Annotated in this window: 3 protein-coding genes and 1 pseudogene (1 of these 4 running past the window's edge); 3 read left to right on the top strand and 1 reads right to left on the bottom strand. The window is 65.0% G+C overall.

Annotation, left to right across the window (positions count from 1 at the left end):
• Positions 1-40: 40 nt before the first annotated feature.
• On the bottom strand, positions 41-544 hold the full coding sequence (locus tag G6N42_RS11995; protein ID WP_163729793.1) for a DUF2505 domain-containing protein: 504 nt from the start codon (positions 542-544) through the stop codon (positions 41-43).
• Positions 545-718: 174 nt separating this feature from the next.
• Here G6N42_RS11995 and G6N42_RS11990 point away from each other — a divergent pair, with 174 nt between their 5' ends.
• From G6N42_RS11990 to G6N42_RS11970, 3 genes and pseudogenes are all read left to right on the top strand, one after another.
• On the top strand, positions 719-1,480 hold the full coding sequence (locus tag G6N42_RS11990) for a class I SAM-dependent methyltransferase (RefSeq protein ID WP_163737387.1): 762 nt from the start codon (positions 719-721) through the stop codon (positions 1,478-1,480).
• 507 nt (positions 1,481-1,987) lie between these two features.
• A complete protein-coding gene (pks2, locus tag G6N42_RS11985; protein WP_286201642.1) occupies positions 1,988-8,293 on the top strand; it encodes a sulfolipid-1 biosynthesis phthioceranic/hydroxyphthioceranic acid synthase in 6,306 nt (2,101 codons plus the stop codon).
• A 64-nt stretch (positions 8,294-8,357) separates the two neighbouring features.
• Positions 8,358-15,884, top strand: a pseudogene (locus G6N42_RS11970) (non-ribosomal peptide synthetase) (its annotated part continues 21,372 nt past the right edge of the window); the annotation flags it as partial.

Here is a 15,884-nt window from a genome sequence, read left to right as displayed (position 1 = left end):
GTGGTCGGTATCTGGGACGAGCGCGCGGCACCACAGGCTGTCAGGCCTGCTCCGTGATCCACTTCGTGGTGAAGCGCTCGATGATGTTGAACTGCTGACTCAACATGTGGCCGATCATGCTCTCGATTTTGCCGCCGACCAACGGGACCCTGAATTCCACTGTCGCGTTGCAGTCAAGGCGCGAACCGCTTTCCGTCGGCGCCAGCAAAGCTACGCCAGACCCGGATCCCGGCGCTCCGTGCGATGCGATGTCGATCTCTCCGCGCACCAGACCGTCGCCGATCGGGCGCCACGTTTCCTTTTGCACGACCTTCCAGTCGCGTGGGAAGAACCTCGCCACGATCTTGGGCAGCCCTTCGTGGCGCAGTTTTTGGATGATGACCACCGTCGCGGCGCGGTCGGAATCGATGACCAATGAGTCCAGCGTGCCGAATCCCCCGAACTCCGCCAGCCGCGTCTGCCAGTAGTTCTCGTCGGAGAACGCCGAGTGAATCTGCTCGACACTGGCGGGAGATTTGACACAGAAGTCGACCGATCGAGGCACAGCGGCAGGCTAACCCGTCGGTATCCTGCGGGGGCTGCTTTGGTGGGCCGAAACCACATTGCTTAGGGGGAGTTTGTGACGAATCCAGGAGGTCCCGAGCCGATCGACCCGGTTGGTGCTCAGACCGGCAAGGTGGACTTCACGGCGGTGCCGTGGAAATCGGTGGAGTGGACGATGTTGTGCATGCTTTACCTTCGTGCCTGCGAGAGTCAGGTGGAGCGGCCAATCCTGGGCGATCACATGGCGGCACAGGACGTCGCGCGTATCGAATACGACTTCGAGCGCATTCATCGTTTCGTCCGCCCAGCGGCCAATCAGTACATGGTGGCCCTGCGCAGCTCGCAGTTCGATGCGTGGATCGCCGAATATCTGGATCGCGAACCCGAGGCGGTGGTGCTGCATCTGGGGTGCGGGCTGCACAGTCGAGCGTTTCGCCTGGGCGCGGGGCGTGTGCGGTGGTTCGACGTCGACCTTCCACAGGTCATCGCGCTTCGTCGGCAGTTGTATGCCGAGTCCGAGGCCTATCGGATGGTCGCGTCGTCGGTGACCGAGTCGCCTTGGATTGATGAGCTACCCACTGGCGGTCCCGTCCTGATCGTCGCCGAAGGCCTACTCATGTATCTGAACCCTGCCGACGTGGCCGAACTCCTCCACCGGCTAGTTGACCGCTTCGACTCCGGAGAGCTGCACGCTGACCTGCTTTCGAAGATGGGTCCACGGCTCTCCAAGGTGGCGATGGGGGGAATCATCAAGTGGGGAACCCGCGACGGTCTCGAGATCACCCGCTGGGATGATCGGATCCGGCTTGTCGACGACAGTCCCGTGATGGCCGGATTCGAGAAGATTTCGCCTGCTCGGCAGCGGTTGTTGTACCGCGCCGCGCACGCCGTCCCGACGTGGCGAAACTATGATCGGCTCTTCCGCTACGCCTTCTAGATACCGGCGCACCTGTTGCTGAGACGTGATGCAAATGCATTCGTGGCGCGACGAGCCCGTCGGCCGCGAGAGCGTCCCTGGTTGGTCCCTGCGGATCGCGACTCAGGCCACAAAGCGAAGTTTACGTTGGCGAGCTAACTAATTTGCCAGCTTCCGCTGTGGTTTTTTGCCCAGCGTCGGCTGGATCGATATGGTCCGTTAACCGCCAGGCGTGGTCGCTTGCCGTATGACACGCCCGCGGAGCGACTACGCCTGGGGTGGACAGACGCCATATCGGGCTGTCCGTTCGCGTGGCTGGAGGCGTCTTGCGATTCGTCTCTCCCCGGCAGGACCGAGAGCAATTGTTATGTCATCTAAGCCACGCTCTGACGGTGGCGCTAATTTGCCCAAATCGCGGACTCGGGGATGTGGCCTCCAGTAGCGTTCGGCTCATCTCGACTACGCGGACTCGGGAACCGGATCGGCATCAGGCCTGCGATTCCGGCTGAAAAAAGGGGGCGAGCGGACGTGGACAACCCAGGCGTCGCATCCGTCGCCGTCATCGGCATGGCTTGCCGGCTTCCCGGGGGCATTGACTCTCCCGAGCGGCTATGGCAGGCGCTGCTGCGCGCTGACGACTTGATCACCGAGGTTCCCCCCGACCGGTGGGATGCCGAGGAGTACTACGACCCGCAGCCCGGGGTGCCGGGCAGGTCGGTGTCCAAGTGGGGGGCGTTCCTCGATGATGTCGCCGGCTTCGATTCGGAGTTCTTCGGGATCAACGAGCGCGAGGCCACCGCCATCGACCCACAACACCGCTTGCTGCTGGAAACCTCGTGGGAGGCCATCGAACACGCGGGGCTGACCCGCGAGACCCTGACCGGCTCATTGACCGGGGTATTCGTCGGCCTGACGCACGGCGACTATCAATTGCTGGCTGCCGACGCCGACGCGGTCGAAGGCCCATATGGCTTCACCGGTAGCAGCTTCAGCCTGGCGTCGGGGCGGATTGCGTACGCCATGGGGGTCCACGGTCCCGCCATGACGGTGGATACCGCATGCTCGTCGGGCCTGACGGCGGTGCACATGGCGTGTCGCAGCCTTGCTGAGGGCGAAAGCGATCTCGCGCTCGCTGGCGGCGCCTGCGTGATGCTGGATCCGCGAAAATTCGTCGCGGGCTCGGCGGAAGGCATGCTGTCGCCCACAGGGCGGTGTCATGCGTTCGACGTCGCAGCAGACGGATTTGTGTCAGCCGAAGGCTGCGTCGTGGTTTTGTGCAAACGGTTGCCGGATGCGCTGCGGGACGGTGATCGGATTCTGGCCGTCATTCGTGGGACCGCTGCCAACCAAGACGGCCACACGGTGAACATCGCCACACCATCGGCAGAGGCTCAGACCGCCGTCTATTCGGCGGCGCTGGCGGCCGCGGGGGTCGATGCCGGCAGCATTGGAATGGTCGAGGCGCATGGCCCCGGCACCGCGGTCGGAGACCCGATCGAATACGCGAGCCTGGCCAACGTCTACGGCATCGACAGCCCCTGCGCGCTGGCCTCGGCGAAAACGAACTTCGGCCATGCCCAGTCCGCCGCCGGGGTGCTGGGCTTGATGAAGACGGTCCTGGCACTGCAGCACGGTATTGTTCCCCAGAATCTGCATTTCACCCGGTTACCTGACGCTATGGCCACCATCGAGACGAAACTCTTTGTGCCGCAAGCGATCACGCCCTGGCCTCGCAACGGAGGCGTTCCCCGGCGGGCAGCGGTATCGTCGTACGGCCTGTCGGGGACCAACGTGCACGCCATTGTGGAGCAAGCACCTGAATCTCCTGCCGAAGCCGCCGTGCGAGAAGTTACCTCATCTGAGAGATCGTCGACGCCGCTGCTCTTCCTGATTTCGTCCACGTCGGCCGAGCAACTTCGCCGCACTGCCGGCCGACTGGCCGACTGGGTGACAGCACGAGAGGACGTGGCGCTGGCAGATCTCGCCTACACCCTGTCGCGACGGCGCGCGCACCGGCCAGTTCGCACCGCTGTGATCGCGAGTACCCGGCAGGAGCTCGTCGGGGCTCTGCGTGAGGTTGCCGACGGCGACACTCCTCATGAACCCGCGGTCGGACAGGACGACCGTGGGCCGGTATGGGTGTTCTCCGGGCAGGGCTCTCAATGGGCTCAGATGGGTGCCGATCTTCTCGCCACTGAGCCGGTGTTCGCCGCCAAGATCGCGGAAGCGGAGCAACTGATCGCATCCGAGGCGGGTTTCTCGGTGACTGAGGCGATGACCGCACCGCAAATGGTCACCAGGATCGAGCAGATTCAGCCCACGTTGTTCACGATGCAGGTGGCGCTGGCCGCCACCATGCGTGCCTACGGGGTTCGCCCCGGCGCGGTCATCGGGCACTCCCTCGGCGAGGCAGCGGCCGCCGTCGCCGCCGGAGCCCTCTCGTTGGAAGACGGGGTCAAGGTTATCTGCAGACGTTCTCGTCTGATGTCGCGCATCGCCGGCGCCGGGGCGATGGCATCGGTGGAACTGCCTGCCCAGCAGGTGCTTTCGGAGCTGATGACCCACGGTATCAGCGATGCCGTGGTGGCGGTGGTTGCCTCACCGCAGTCCACTGTGATCGGCGGCGCCACCGAAACTGTTCGGGATCTGGTTACGGTGTGGGAGCAGCGTGACGTGCTGGCGCGCGAGATCGCCGTCGACGTCGCCTCACACTCTCCGCAGGTCGATCCGATCCTGGACGAGCTGATCGACGTACTCGCAGATCTGCATCCGAAGACGCCGGATATCCCCTTCTACTCGGCGACCATGTACGACCCGCGGGAAGAGGCGGTATGCGACGCGGATTACTGGGTGCAGAATCTGCGGCAGATGGTGCGGTTCGCGCCCGCAGTGCAGGCCGCTCTGGAGGACGGCTACCGAGTTTTCACGGAACTCGCGCCCCACCCACTGCTCACCCACGCGGTCCAGCAGACAGCCCGAAGTCTCGACATGCCGATGGTGGCCCTGGCCGGTATGCGCCGCGACCAAGCGTTGCCATCCGGGCTGCTTGGTCTACTTGCGGATTTGCACAAATCCGGTGCCACAGTGGACTTCTCGGAGCTGTACCCCAGCGGGCGTTTGGTGGATGCGCCGTTGCCCACCTGGACGCACCGTCGAATGATGTTCTCCCGAGACGGCCAGGAATCGCCAACTCATGGCGGTCGCACGGTTTCAGTCCATCCGCTGCTGGGCGTACATGTGCGGTTGCAGGAAGAACCCGAGCGCCACGTCTGGCAATCCGAGGTGGGCATCGCCGTACAACCCTGGCTCGGCGATCACCGGATTCGCAATGTGGCGGTGTTTCCGGGCGCTGCTTATTGCGAGATGGCGCTGGCGGCCGGGAACGCCCTGCTGGGCAACGATTCCGAGGTCCGTGACATCCACTTCGAACAGGCCTTGATCCTGGATGAGCAGACCGCGATCAGTGCCGCCGCGGTGGTGTCAGCGCCGGGTGTTGCCACGTTCAGGGTCGAGACCGGTCAGGGAGCCGAACTCGTGACGCAAGCCACTGCCGTTCTGCATTCTGCGGGCGAGGTGCAGCCGTCCGCGCACGACATCGCAGCACTAATCGCTGCGCATCCTCGCTCTGTCGACGGCGACGATGTGCGCCAGCGTATGGATCAGCGTGGTGTTCAATACGGTCCGGCGTTCAGCGGTGTCGCAGTCGTACACACGGGCGAGGAGGGAAGCGCGACGGTGGTGGTCGAGGTTGCCCTACCGCGCCAGATCCGCTCGCAACAAGACGCTTACGGTGTTCATCCAGCGCTATTGGATGCCTGCTTCCAGTCGGTCGCCGCCCATCCGGATGTGCAGGGGCTGGGCGAAGACGTACTCGCGTTGCCGTTGGGCATCAGACGACTCCGCTTCTACGGTGCGGCCCGCAATGCCCGCTACTGCTATACCCGGGTAACGCAAGCCGACGTCTTCGGTGTCGAGGCCGACCTGGACCTACTCGACGAGGACGGCACGATCCTCCTCACGGTGCAGGGGTTGCGCTTGGGCATGGGCGCATCAGAGCACGGCCACAACGATCGTGTTCTCGCGGCACGGTTGCTGACCATCGAGTGGCGGCAACGCGAATTACCCGAGCTCGACGACATCGATGCCGGGCGCTGGTTGCTGATCAATACTGCGACCGCTGACGTAGTCGCGACATCGCTAACGGACGCATTGAAAAGCCTGGGGACGCAATGCACCACCATGTCCTGGCCGATGCGGGCCGATCAGGGTCAGAACGTCGAAGCGTTCGGAAATCATTTGCGTGCCGGCGGTTTGACAGGCGTGGTCGTCCTGACCGGACGCGAAAACGGCGGTACGCAGGATGACTGCGCGGTGCGTGCCCGCGAGTACGTGAGCCATCTGGTGCGCATTGCGCGCGAATTGCCCACGGTCACCAACGAGCTGCCGCGTCTGTACGTCGTGACGCGCAACGCCCAAACAGTGGTAGCAAGTGATGTGGCCAATCTGGAGCAGGCCGGGCTGCGGGGCTTGATCCGGGTCATCGGCACCGAATTTCCGCACCTCCGTGCGACCCAGATCGATGTGGACGACGCTGCCGACGCCGAGCATCTGGCGCAGCAACTGCTCGGCGGGTCGGATGACGACGAGACAGCCTGGCGGAACGGCGCCTGGTACACAGCGCGGCTGTGCCAGTCGCCCCTGAGTCCGGAGGAGCGCCACACCACCATCGCCCACCATGACCGTGACGGCGTGCGACTGCAGATCCGCACACCCGGTGATTTGGAGACGGCGGAACTCGCTACCTGCGAACGAGTTTCGCCGGGGTTCGGGCAGATCGAGGTCGCTGTCAGCGCGTCCAGCGTCAACTTTGCAGACGTGCTCGTCGCGTTCGGGCGCTACCCCGCCTTCGAGGGGCGACTGCCGGAGCTGGGAACCGATTTCGCCGGGGTGGTGACCGCCGTCGGGCCGGACGTCACGGACCACGAGGTGGGAGATCACGTCGGGGGGATCTGCGCCGACGGGTGTTGGGCGACTTTCATCACCTGTGACGCGCGCCGCGCCGTTACGCTACCTGCCGGCTTGAGCGACGAGCAGGCCGCAGCGGTGACCACCGCGCACGCAACCGCCTGGTACGGCCTACACGAGCTGGCCCGTATCGGGGGAGCCGACAAGGTGCTGATTCATTCCGGAACAGGCGGTGTGGGACAGGCGGCGATCGCCATCGCTCGCGCCGCGGGTGCTGAGATCTTCGCGACTGCGGGCAATGAGCAACGACGGCAGTTGTTGCGCGACATGGGAATAGCGCACGTATACGACTCACGAAACCTGGAGTTCGCCGATCAGATACGACGTGACACCGACGGCTATGGCGTCGATATCGTGCTCAACTCGGCCACCGGCGCTGCGCAACGCGCCGGCTTGGAATTGCTTGCGCTCGGCGGCCGATTCGTCGAGATCGGTAAGCGCGACATCTACGGCGATACCCGGCTGGGCCTCTTCCCGTTCCGGCGGAATCTCTCGTTCTACGCCCTCGACCTGGGATTGCTGGCATACAGCGACCCCGACCGGCTCTGCGATTTGTTGAACACGGTGTACGAGCACACCGCGACCGGCCTGCTGCCGATGCCGCAGAGTACGCACTATCCACTTGCCGACGCCGCCACCGCCATTCGAGTGATGGGCGGCGCGCAGCACACCGGAAAGCTCGTGCTCGATGTCCCGCACACCGGAACCCGCCGTGTGATGGTGCCACCCGCGCAGGTCCCTGTCTTCCGCCGCGATGGCGCCTACCTCATCACCGGCGGGTTGGGCGGCATCGGTCTGTTCTTGGCAGAAAGGCTCGCGGCCGCCGGTTGCGGGCGCATTGTGTTGTCCTCGCGGTCGGAACCAACGCCGGAGGCGCTGGAGATGATCGATCGCGTCCGCGCCGCCGGCGCAGAGGTCGTGGTCGAGCGCGGCGACATCTCCGAGGCCGGCACTGCGCCACGGCTGTTGGCCAGTGCGATCGCCACCGGGTTTCCGTTGCGCGGCGTTCTACATGCGGCGGCGGTGGTCGAGGACGCGACTCTGATCAACATCACCGACGAGCTGATTGACCGCGATTGGGCACCAAAGGTTTACGGCGCGTGGAACCTGCACACCGCCACGATCGACCAGCCGCTGGATTGGTTCTGCTCGTTTTCCTCGGCTGCCGCGCTGGTTGGCTCGCCCGGACAGGGTGCGTACGCCGCGGCCAACAGCTGGCTGGACTCCTTCACGCACTGGAGGCGGACCCAGGGGCTTCCTGCCACGGTCATTGCCTGGGGCGCCTGGGCCCAGATCGGGCGCGCCACCGCCCTGGCCGAGAGCTCGGAGGTCGCTATCGCGCCCGACGAGGGCGCCTACGCTTTCGAGGCGGTGCTGCGTCACGACCGCGCCTACACTGGCTACGCGCCGATCACGGGCGCCCCGTGGCTGGCACTCTTCGTCGAGCGAACCCCCTTTGCCGAGGCCTTCCGCTCCAACGCGCAAAGCGCCACCGGCACACGCAAACTGCTTGCGGAACTCAATGAGCTGCCTCGAGACGAGTGGCCGATGAGGTTACGGCGTCTGATCTCGGACCAAGTGGCCCTGATACTGCGCCGCAGCGTAGACCCCGACCGGCCGCTGTCCGGATACGGTCTGGATTCACTGGGCGCCCTCGAACTCCGTACCCGCGTCGAGACCGAAACCGGTATACGGATCTCGGCCGGCGACTTCACCACAATCACCATTCGCGGTTTGGCAGGGATGCTGTGCGAAAAGCTGGCGTCCGCACAGGCCGGTGAAACCGAGGAGCGGTCCGATGGAGCTTAAAGACCGGACGTTTCCGCTGACTCGCGGACAGTTGGACATATGGCTTGCGCACGAAACGGGTCGCTTCGGCACGGAGTGGCAGCTCGGCCTGTTCGTGAAGATCGAGGGCCGGGTAGAACGTCGTCCCCTGGAGTGGGCGATTCGCCGGGTGATGCAAGAGGCCGAACCCGCCCGGGCCGGTTTCTTTGAGGAGGACGGTCTCGTCGGCCAAAAGGCAATTGATTACCCGGATGTCGACCTCGCCTTCCATGACCTGACGGCCTCAGAAGATGCCGTACAGGAAGCCCTGCGCATAGCTGATGAGATCCAGCGCACGCCAATGCCGTTCACAGGTCCGCTGTTCAAGTTCGCACTGTTCCGCACAGCGGCAGCCGAGTTCTATTGGTTCACTTGCTGCCACCACATAATCACCGACGGTACTGGCGTGGCATTAGTCGGCCACCGCATCGCTTCCGTCTACTCGGCAGTCGTTTCGGGCGCACCCATTCCTCCTGCGTTTTTCGGGTCGCTGGAGGATCTGGTCGACAGCGAATCGGAATATGAATCGTCGACCGAGTACGAGGACGACGAGGCGTACTGGACCAGCAACCTCCCGGCGGAAGGCGGACCGCATTGCCGGATACTGCAAATCGCTGGGGAGCGCGATCCGTATAGGCCTTCCGCGCCCGTCCAATTCGAACCATCGGTGCTCCGCCGAGTTGACGAATTGGCCCGTAGGTGGAACCTGCCTCGATCGTCTCTCATCACCGCCGCGTGCGCCTTGTTGGTGCACGCGTGGTGCGGTGACGGGCACGAGGTCGTCCTCGACTTCCCGGTCAGCCGCCGCGTGAGCTCGGAGTCCAAGACGGTTCCGGGAATGGTGGCCGGAATCGTGCCGCTGGTACTGAACGTTTCGCCGGAATCTGCGGTAGCCGACTTCTGTCAGCATGTTGACGCGCGCATCCGAGAAGCGGTGCAGCATCAGCGTTATCCAGTACAGGCTCTGGAACGAAAGGCAAACCCCTTCGGCTCGCGGCAGTCAGCGGACCGGGTGAGCGTGAACTTCATTCAGTCCGAATTCAACCTGAACTTCGGCGGGGTCCCGGCATCGGCGTCCTACACCAGTTCTGGGCTCGTCGGGGGCTTCGGATTCTTCTTCTCTGGCGTCGGCGATGAGCTCTTTCTCAGCACAGCAGGCCCCGGGCAACCTTTTTCAGAGTTCAGCGTTGCCGACTTGGTGGGTCGGTTGGAGCGGGTGTTGGTGGGGTTGGTGGTTGATCCGTTGGCGCGGTTGTCGTCGTTGGGTGTGGTTGATGGTGGTGAGTGGGCTGGGTTGGGGGTGTTGGGTAATCGGGGGGTGTTGACGGCGCCGGTGGGTGCGGTGGTGTCGGTTCCGGGGTTGTTTGGTGAGTTTGTGCGGCGTTGCGGTGGGGTTGTGGCGTTGCGGTGTGGTCAGCGGTCGTGGACGTATGACGAGCTTGATGTGGCTTCGGATCGGTTGGCGCGGTTGTTGGTGGCGCGGGGGGCGGGGCCGGGTCGGTGTGTGGGGTTGTTGGTGCCTCGGTCGGGTGAGGCGGTGGTGGCGATTTTGGCGGTGCTGAAGTCGGGGGCGGCGTATTTGCCGGTGGATCCGGCGGTGCCGGCGGCGCGGTTGGAATTCATTGTTGGTGATGCGGCTCCGGTGGCGGTGTTGACGACGGCGGGGTTGGCTGGGCGGTTGGCTGGGTGTGGGGTGGCGGTCATCGATATCGATGATTGTGGGGTTGATGCTGGTTCTGGTGCGGTGTTGCCGGTGGTGGCTGCTGATGATGTGGCGTACATCATTTATACGTCGGGGACCACTGGTGTGCCCAAAGGTGTTGCGGTGACGCATTGTAACGTCACGCAGTTGTTGGGGTCGTTGGATGCGGGGCTGCCTCGTGGTGGGGTGTGGCCGCAGTGTCATACGTTGGCGTTCGACGTGTCGGTGTGGGAGATTTTTGGGGCGTTGTTGCGTGGTGGGCGGGTGGTGGTGGTGCCTGAGGAGGTGGCCGGTTCACCGCAGGACTTCCATGCGTTGCTGGTCGCCGAGCAGGTCGATGTGCTGACTCAGACTCCTTCTGCGGTGCGGGTGTTGCCGCGGGAGGGGTTGGAGTCTGCGGCGTTGGTGGTGGTCGGTGAGGCGTGTCCGGCTGAGGTGGTTGATGTGTGGGCGCCGGGGCGGGTGATGATCAATGCCTACGGTCCGACCGAGACCACGATGTGTGTGGCGATCAGCGCGCCGCTGAAACCGGGAGAAGGGGTGCCGATCGGTGCGCCGGTGCCGGGGGCGGCGTTGTTTGTGTTGGATAAGTGGTTGCGGCCGGTGCCTGCGGGGGTGGTCGGTGAGTTGTATGTGGCTGGTGGGGTTGGCCTGTGGGTATGTGCATCGGTCGGGGTTGACGGCGTCGCGGTTTGTCGCGTGTGGGTTCGGGGCGCCGGGGGCGCGGATGTATCGCACGGGGGATTTGGTGCGGTGGCGTGCTGATGGGCAGTTGCAGTATTTGGGGCGTGCTGATGAGCAGGTCAAGATCCGTGGGTATCGGATTGAGCTTGGGGATGTTCAGTCCGCGTTGGCCGGGTTGGACGGGGTCGATCAAGCGGTGGTTATCGCGCGTGAGGACAGCCCCGGCGATAAGCGTCTGGTCGGTTACATCACCGGCACCGCCGATCCGGGGTCGCTGCGTGTGGCGTTGGCAGAGCGGTTGCCGGCCTATATGGTGCCCACCGCGGTGGTGGTCTTGGATGCGCTGCCGCTGACGGCCAATAACAAACTCGACACCCGCGCGTTGCCGGCCCCGGATTACACCGACGCCGAACATTATCGGGCACCCACCGACGCGGTCGAGGAAATCCTGGCCGGTATCTATGCCCAGGTCCTGGGACTGGACCGGGTGGGCATCGACGACTCCTTCTTCGACCGCGGCGGCGACAGCATCCTCGCCATGCGCCTGGTCGCCGCGATCAATGCCACTCTCGGAGTGGGCCTTTCCGTGCGCGTCTTGTTCGATGCTCCGACGGTTGCCCAGTTGGCGCCGCGCCTCGGCGGGGAGGTCGGGGGACTCGAGCCGTTGGTTGCCGGTCAGCGGCCCGCAGTGGTGCCGTTGTCATTCGCGCAGAGCCGGTTGTGGTTCATCGACCAGCTGCAGGGACCGTCACCGGTTTACAACATCGCGACCACCCTTCGGATCAGCGGGGGACTGGATGTCGACGCCCTGGGCGCTGCCTTGGCCGATGTGGTGTCGCGCCATGAGAGCCTGCGCACATTGATAGTGGCACCCGAGGGGATACCCCAGCAGCTGGTGATCCCCGCCGAGCGGGCCGACTTCGGTTGGGAGGCCGTCGACGCCACCACATGGTCAGCCGATCGCCTTCGTGAGGCGATCGACGAAACAGCGCTCCACTTTTTTGAGATCATGCGCGAGATCCCGCTACGGGCAAGACTTTTCCGCGTCACCGATGACGAACACGTGTTGGTGGGTGTGGTGCACCACATCGCCGCCGACGGGTGGTCGATCATCCCACTCGTGGGTCATCTGAGCGTGGCGTACGCCAGCCGATGTGCGGGCCGGGCGCCGGCGTGGGCCCCGTTGCCGGTGCAGTACGTGGATTACACGCTCTGGCAGCGCGCCCAGTTCGGTGATCTCGACGACGACAACAGTCGTATCGGCGCTCAACTGGCGTATTGGCAAGACGCTCTGGCCGGAATGCCCGAACGGTTGCAGTTGCCGACCGATCGGCCCTATCCGGCGGTTGCCGACCATCGTGGCGCCAGTGTCACGGTGGACTGGCCGGCCGAGTTGCAGTTGCAGGTGCGTGAGCTCGCACGCGAGCACAACGCGACAAGCTTCATGGTGATGCAGGCCGCATTATCGGTGCTGCTGTCCCGGCTGAGCGCCAGCACAGATGTGGCGGTTGGGTTCCCGATCGCCGGTCGCAACGATCCGGCACTCGACGAACTGATCGGGTTCTTCGTGAACACCTTGGTGTTGCGGGTCGATCTGGCAGGCGATCCCAGCGTTGCCGACTTGCTGGATCAGGTGCGGCGGCGCAGCCTGGCGGCCTTCGAGCATCAGGATGTTCCGTTCGAGGTACTCGTAGAACGACTCAACCCCGCCCGGAGCATGACCCACCACCCGCTGGTCCAGGTGGCCTTGGATTGGCAGAAACGCAACCCAGCCGCCGCGCTGGCATTGGGCGATCTGCCGGTCACCCACATTCCGGTCGACACCCAGACCGCACGCATGGACCTGACGTTCTCACTGTCGGAACGTTTCACCGATGCCGGCGAGCCCGCGGGAATCGGTGGCGCGGTGGAATTCCGCACCGATGTCTTCGACGCCGCCGGGATCGAAGCGCTGGTCGACCAATTGCGGCGCGTGGTGGTGGCGATGACCACCGATCCCGCTCAGAACATGTCGTCGATCGACTTGCTCGATGCCGGGGAACGCGCCTGGCTGGACGAGATCGGTAACCGGACGGTGCTGACTGCACCGTCGACGGAGCCGTCGTCGGTTCCGGTGTTGTTCGCCGAGCATGTGACGCGCCGCGCGGAAGCGGTCGCGATCAGCTGCGGGGAGCGTTCCTGGACTTATCGCGAAGTTGACGAGGCATCGAACCGATTGGCGCACTTGCTGATCGCCGACGGCGCGGGCGCGGGGCGGTGTGTCGCGTTGCTCGTCGAGCGTTCGGCCGAGGCCATTGTGGCAATGCTGGCGATCCTGAAGACGGGGGCGGCGTATCTCGCGATCGATCCGGTGCTACCCGAAGCCCGGCTTGAATTCATGGTCAAAGACGCTGCGCCGATCGCGGCGGTCACCACCGGGAGTCTGCGTGGACGGCTGGTCCGCAGCGGACTGCCCGTCGTGGAGATCGATGACCCTGCTCTGGCTGCGTATCCGAGCACCGCAGTGTCGGTTGCGGCCCCCGACGACATCGCCTACTTGATCTACACCTCGGGCACCACCGGCGTGCCCAAAGGGGTGGCCATCACACACGGCAACCTGACGTCTCACCTGTCGCGGTCGACGCCCACACACCTGCCCAGCGAGCAGGTGTGGACGCAGTGTCATTCCTATGCCTTCGATTTTTCGGTGTGGGAGATCTGGGCGGCGCTGTTGGGCGGGGGACGATTGGTCGTGGTTCCCGAGTCGGTGGCCGGATCACCCGAGGACTTCCACGCGTTGTTGATCGCCGAGCAGGTCAACGTATTGACTCAAACGCCGTCTGCGGTGGGGGCGCTCGAACCGGAGGGTCTGGAGTCGGTGGCGGTGCTGCTGGGCGGCGAAGCCTGCCCCCCCGAGGTGGTCGATCGGTGGGCACCGGGGCGCGTGGTGATCAACGCCTATGGCCCGACTGAGGCTACGGTATATGCGTCGATGAGCGTACCGTTGCCAACCGGGTTGGGCGTGGTACCCATCGGTGCGCCCGTGTCGACCTCGGCGCTGTTTGTGCTCGATGAGTGGTTGCGACCGGTGCCTGCCGGGGTCGTCGGCGAGCTGTATGTCGCAGGCGGCGGCGTGGGCGTGGGGTATGTCGGCCGGACCGGATTGACCGCGTCGCGGTTCGTGGCTTGCCCGTTCGGTGGGGCGGCGGCACGGATGTATCGCACTGGAGATTTGGTGCGGTGGGATCCCGACGGGCAGCTGCAGTACCTCGGGCGCGCCGACGAGCAGGTCAAGATTCGCGGCTACCGCATCGAACTCGGTGAAATACAGAGTGCGCTAGCCGGATTGGACGGCGTCGACCAGGTGGTGGTGATCGCCCGCGAAGACAACCCCGGGACCAAACGCCTCGTCGGCTATGTCACCGGGACCGCAGATCCGGTCGGGCTACGCAACGCGCTCGCTGATCGACTGCCGTCATACATGGTGCCGGGCGCGGTGGTGAAACTCGACGCGTTACCGTTGACGGTCAACGGCAAGCTCGACACCCGCGCGTTGCCGGCTCCCGAATACAACGACAGCGATTACCGCTCGCCGGCCGACGCGGTCGAAGAGATTCTCGCGGGCATCTACGCCCAAGTCCTGGGGCTGGAACGCGTTGGCGTCGACGACTCCTTCTTCGACCTCGGCGGCGACAGCATCCTGTCGATGCAGGTGGTCGCTCGTGCCCGCGCGGCGGGTCTGCTGTGTCGGCCGCGCGACGTCTTCGTCGAGCAGACGGTGGCCCGGCTGGCGCGGGTGGCCGGGGTGGCCGACGGCGCGGCGGGTGTGATCGACGAGGGGGTCGGGCCGGTGGTGGCCACCCCGATCATGCGTTGGCTGCACAGTGTGGACGGTCCCGTCGACCAGTTCAATCAAGCGGTCGTGCTGCAGGCCCCGGTCGGGGTTACGGAGGCCGATGTCGTGGTGGTACTGCAGGCGCTGCTCGACCGGCATGCGATGCTGCGCTTGCGCGCCGACGACGTCGCCGGTGGCTGGTCCTTGCAGGTTCCCGAAGCCGGTGCGGTCGACGTAGGCAGCTGCCTGGAGGTCGTCGACGATTTGACCTCCGAGGTGTTGATGGCCGCCAGGTCGCGGTTGAACCCGGGCGCCGGGGTGATGCTGAGCACCGTGTGGGCGGTTGCGACCCGTCAGCTCGCGGTGTTCGTTCACCACCTGGCCGTGGACGCGGTGTCCTGGCGGATTCTGATCGAAGACCTCAATATCGCCTGGGCCCAACATCTTAACGGCCAGTCGGCAGCGCTGCCGGTAACGGGCACATCGTTCGCCCGGTGGGCTTCGCTGTTGGCTGAGTATGCGCGGTCGGCGGGTGTTGTGGAACTGGCCGAGGCCTGGCGCAAGGTGACGGCCGCCCCGGCCGTGCTGCCCCCGGTCCAACCTGACGTCGATACCTATGTCACCGCCGGACACCTGTCGGTGTCGCTGGACGCCGAAAGCACCAGCCAGCTTCTCGGCGAGGTTCCCGCGGCATTCCACGCACGCATCCACGAAATCCTGTTGATCGCACTCGGGTTGGCGTGGAACGAATTCCGCAGCACCAATGCCTTGCCCGTCGGCATCGACGTCGAAGGTCATGGCCGCGAGGAGGATCTGGCGCCCGACATCGATCTGTCCCGCACCGTCGGCTGGTTCACCACCAAGTACCCGGTGTCCTTAACCGTCGGCGAATTACGTTGGAGACAAGTCATTTCCGGCCATGCAGCCCTTGGCGCGGTGATCAAGGACGCCAAAGAACAACTCCGTGCGCACCCCGACGGGATGACCTATGGGCTGCTGCGTTACCTCAACACCGACATCGAGGTGACCGGGTCGGACCCATCGATCGGATTCAACTATCTCGGTCGGCTCGGCGCGGTAACCGCCGATATGCCGGATGACTTCTGGCGCCCGAGCGCCGACAGCCTGTCGGTCGCGGACGCGGCGGCTGCGGTGCCCATGCCGCTGGCGCACGCCCTCGAACTCACCGCCGCCACCATCGACGCCGAGGACGGCCGAAGGCTGCGCTCCAGCTGGACCTGGGCGCCATCGGCACTGGACCACACCCAGGTCACCCGGCTCAGCCGGCTCTGGTTCGAGGCACTCACCGGTATCTGCGCCCATGTCCGACGCGGCGGAGGCGGGTTGACCCCGTCTGATGTCGCACCCGCTCC

Origin of the sequence: Mycobacterium gallinarum, from assembly GCF_010726765.1 — a bacterium.
Taxonomy (GTDB): Bacteria; Actinomycetota; Actinomycetes; order Mycobacteriales; family Mycobacteriaceae; genus Mycobacterium; species Mycobacterium gallinarum.
Note: the sequence above shows the minus strand (reverse complement) of the source record. Positions and strands in the feature narration are given on the sequence as shown.

What these genes read in the sequence shown, in the direction of transcription:
- G6N42_RS11990 (WP_163737387.1), top strand. Translation starts at nt 719, where the DNA reads ATGTTGTGCATGCTTTACCTTCGTGCCTGCGAGAGTCAGGTGGAGCGG.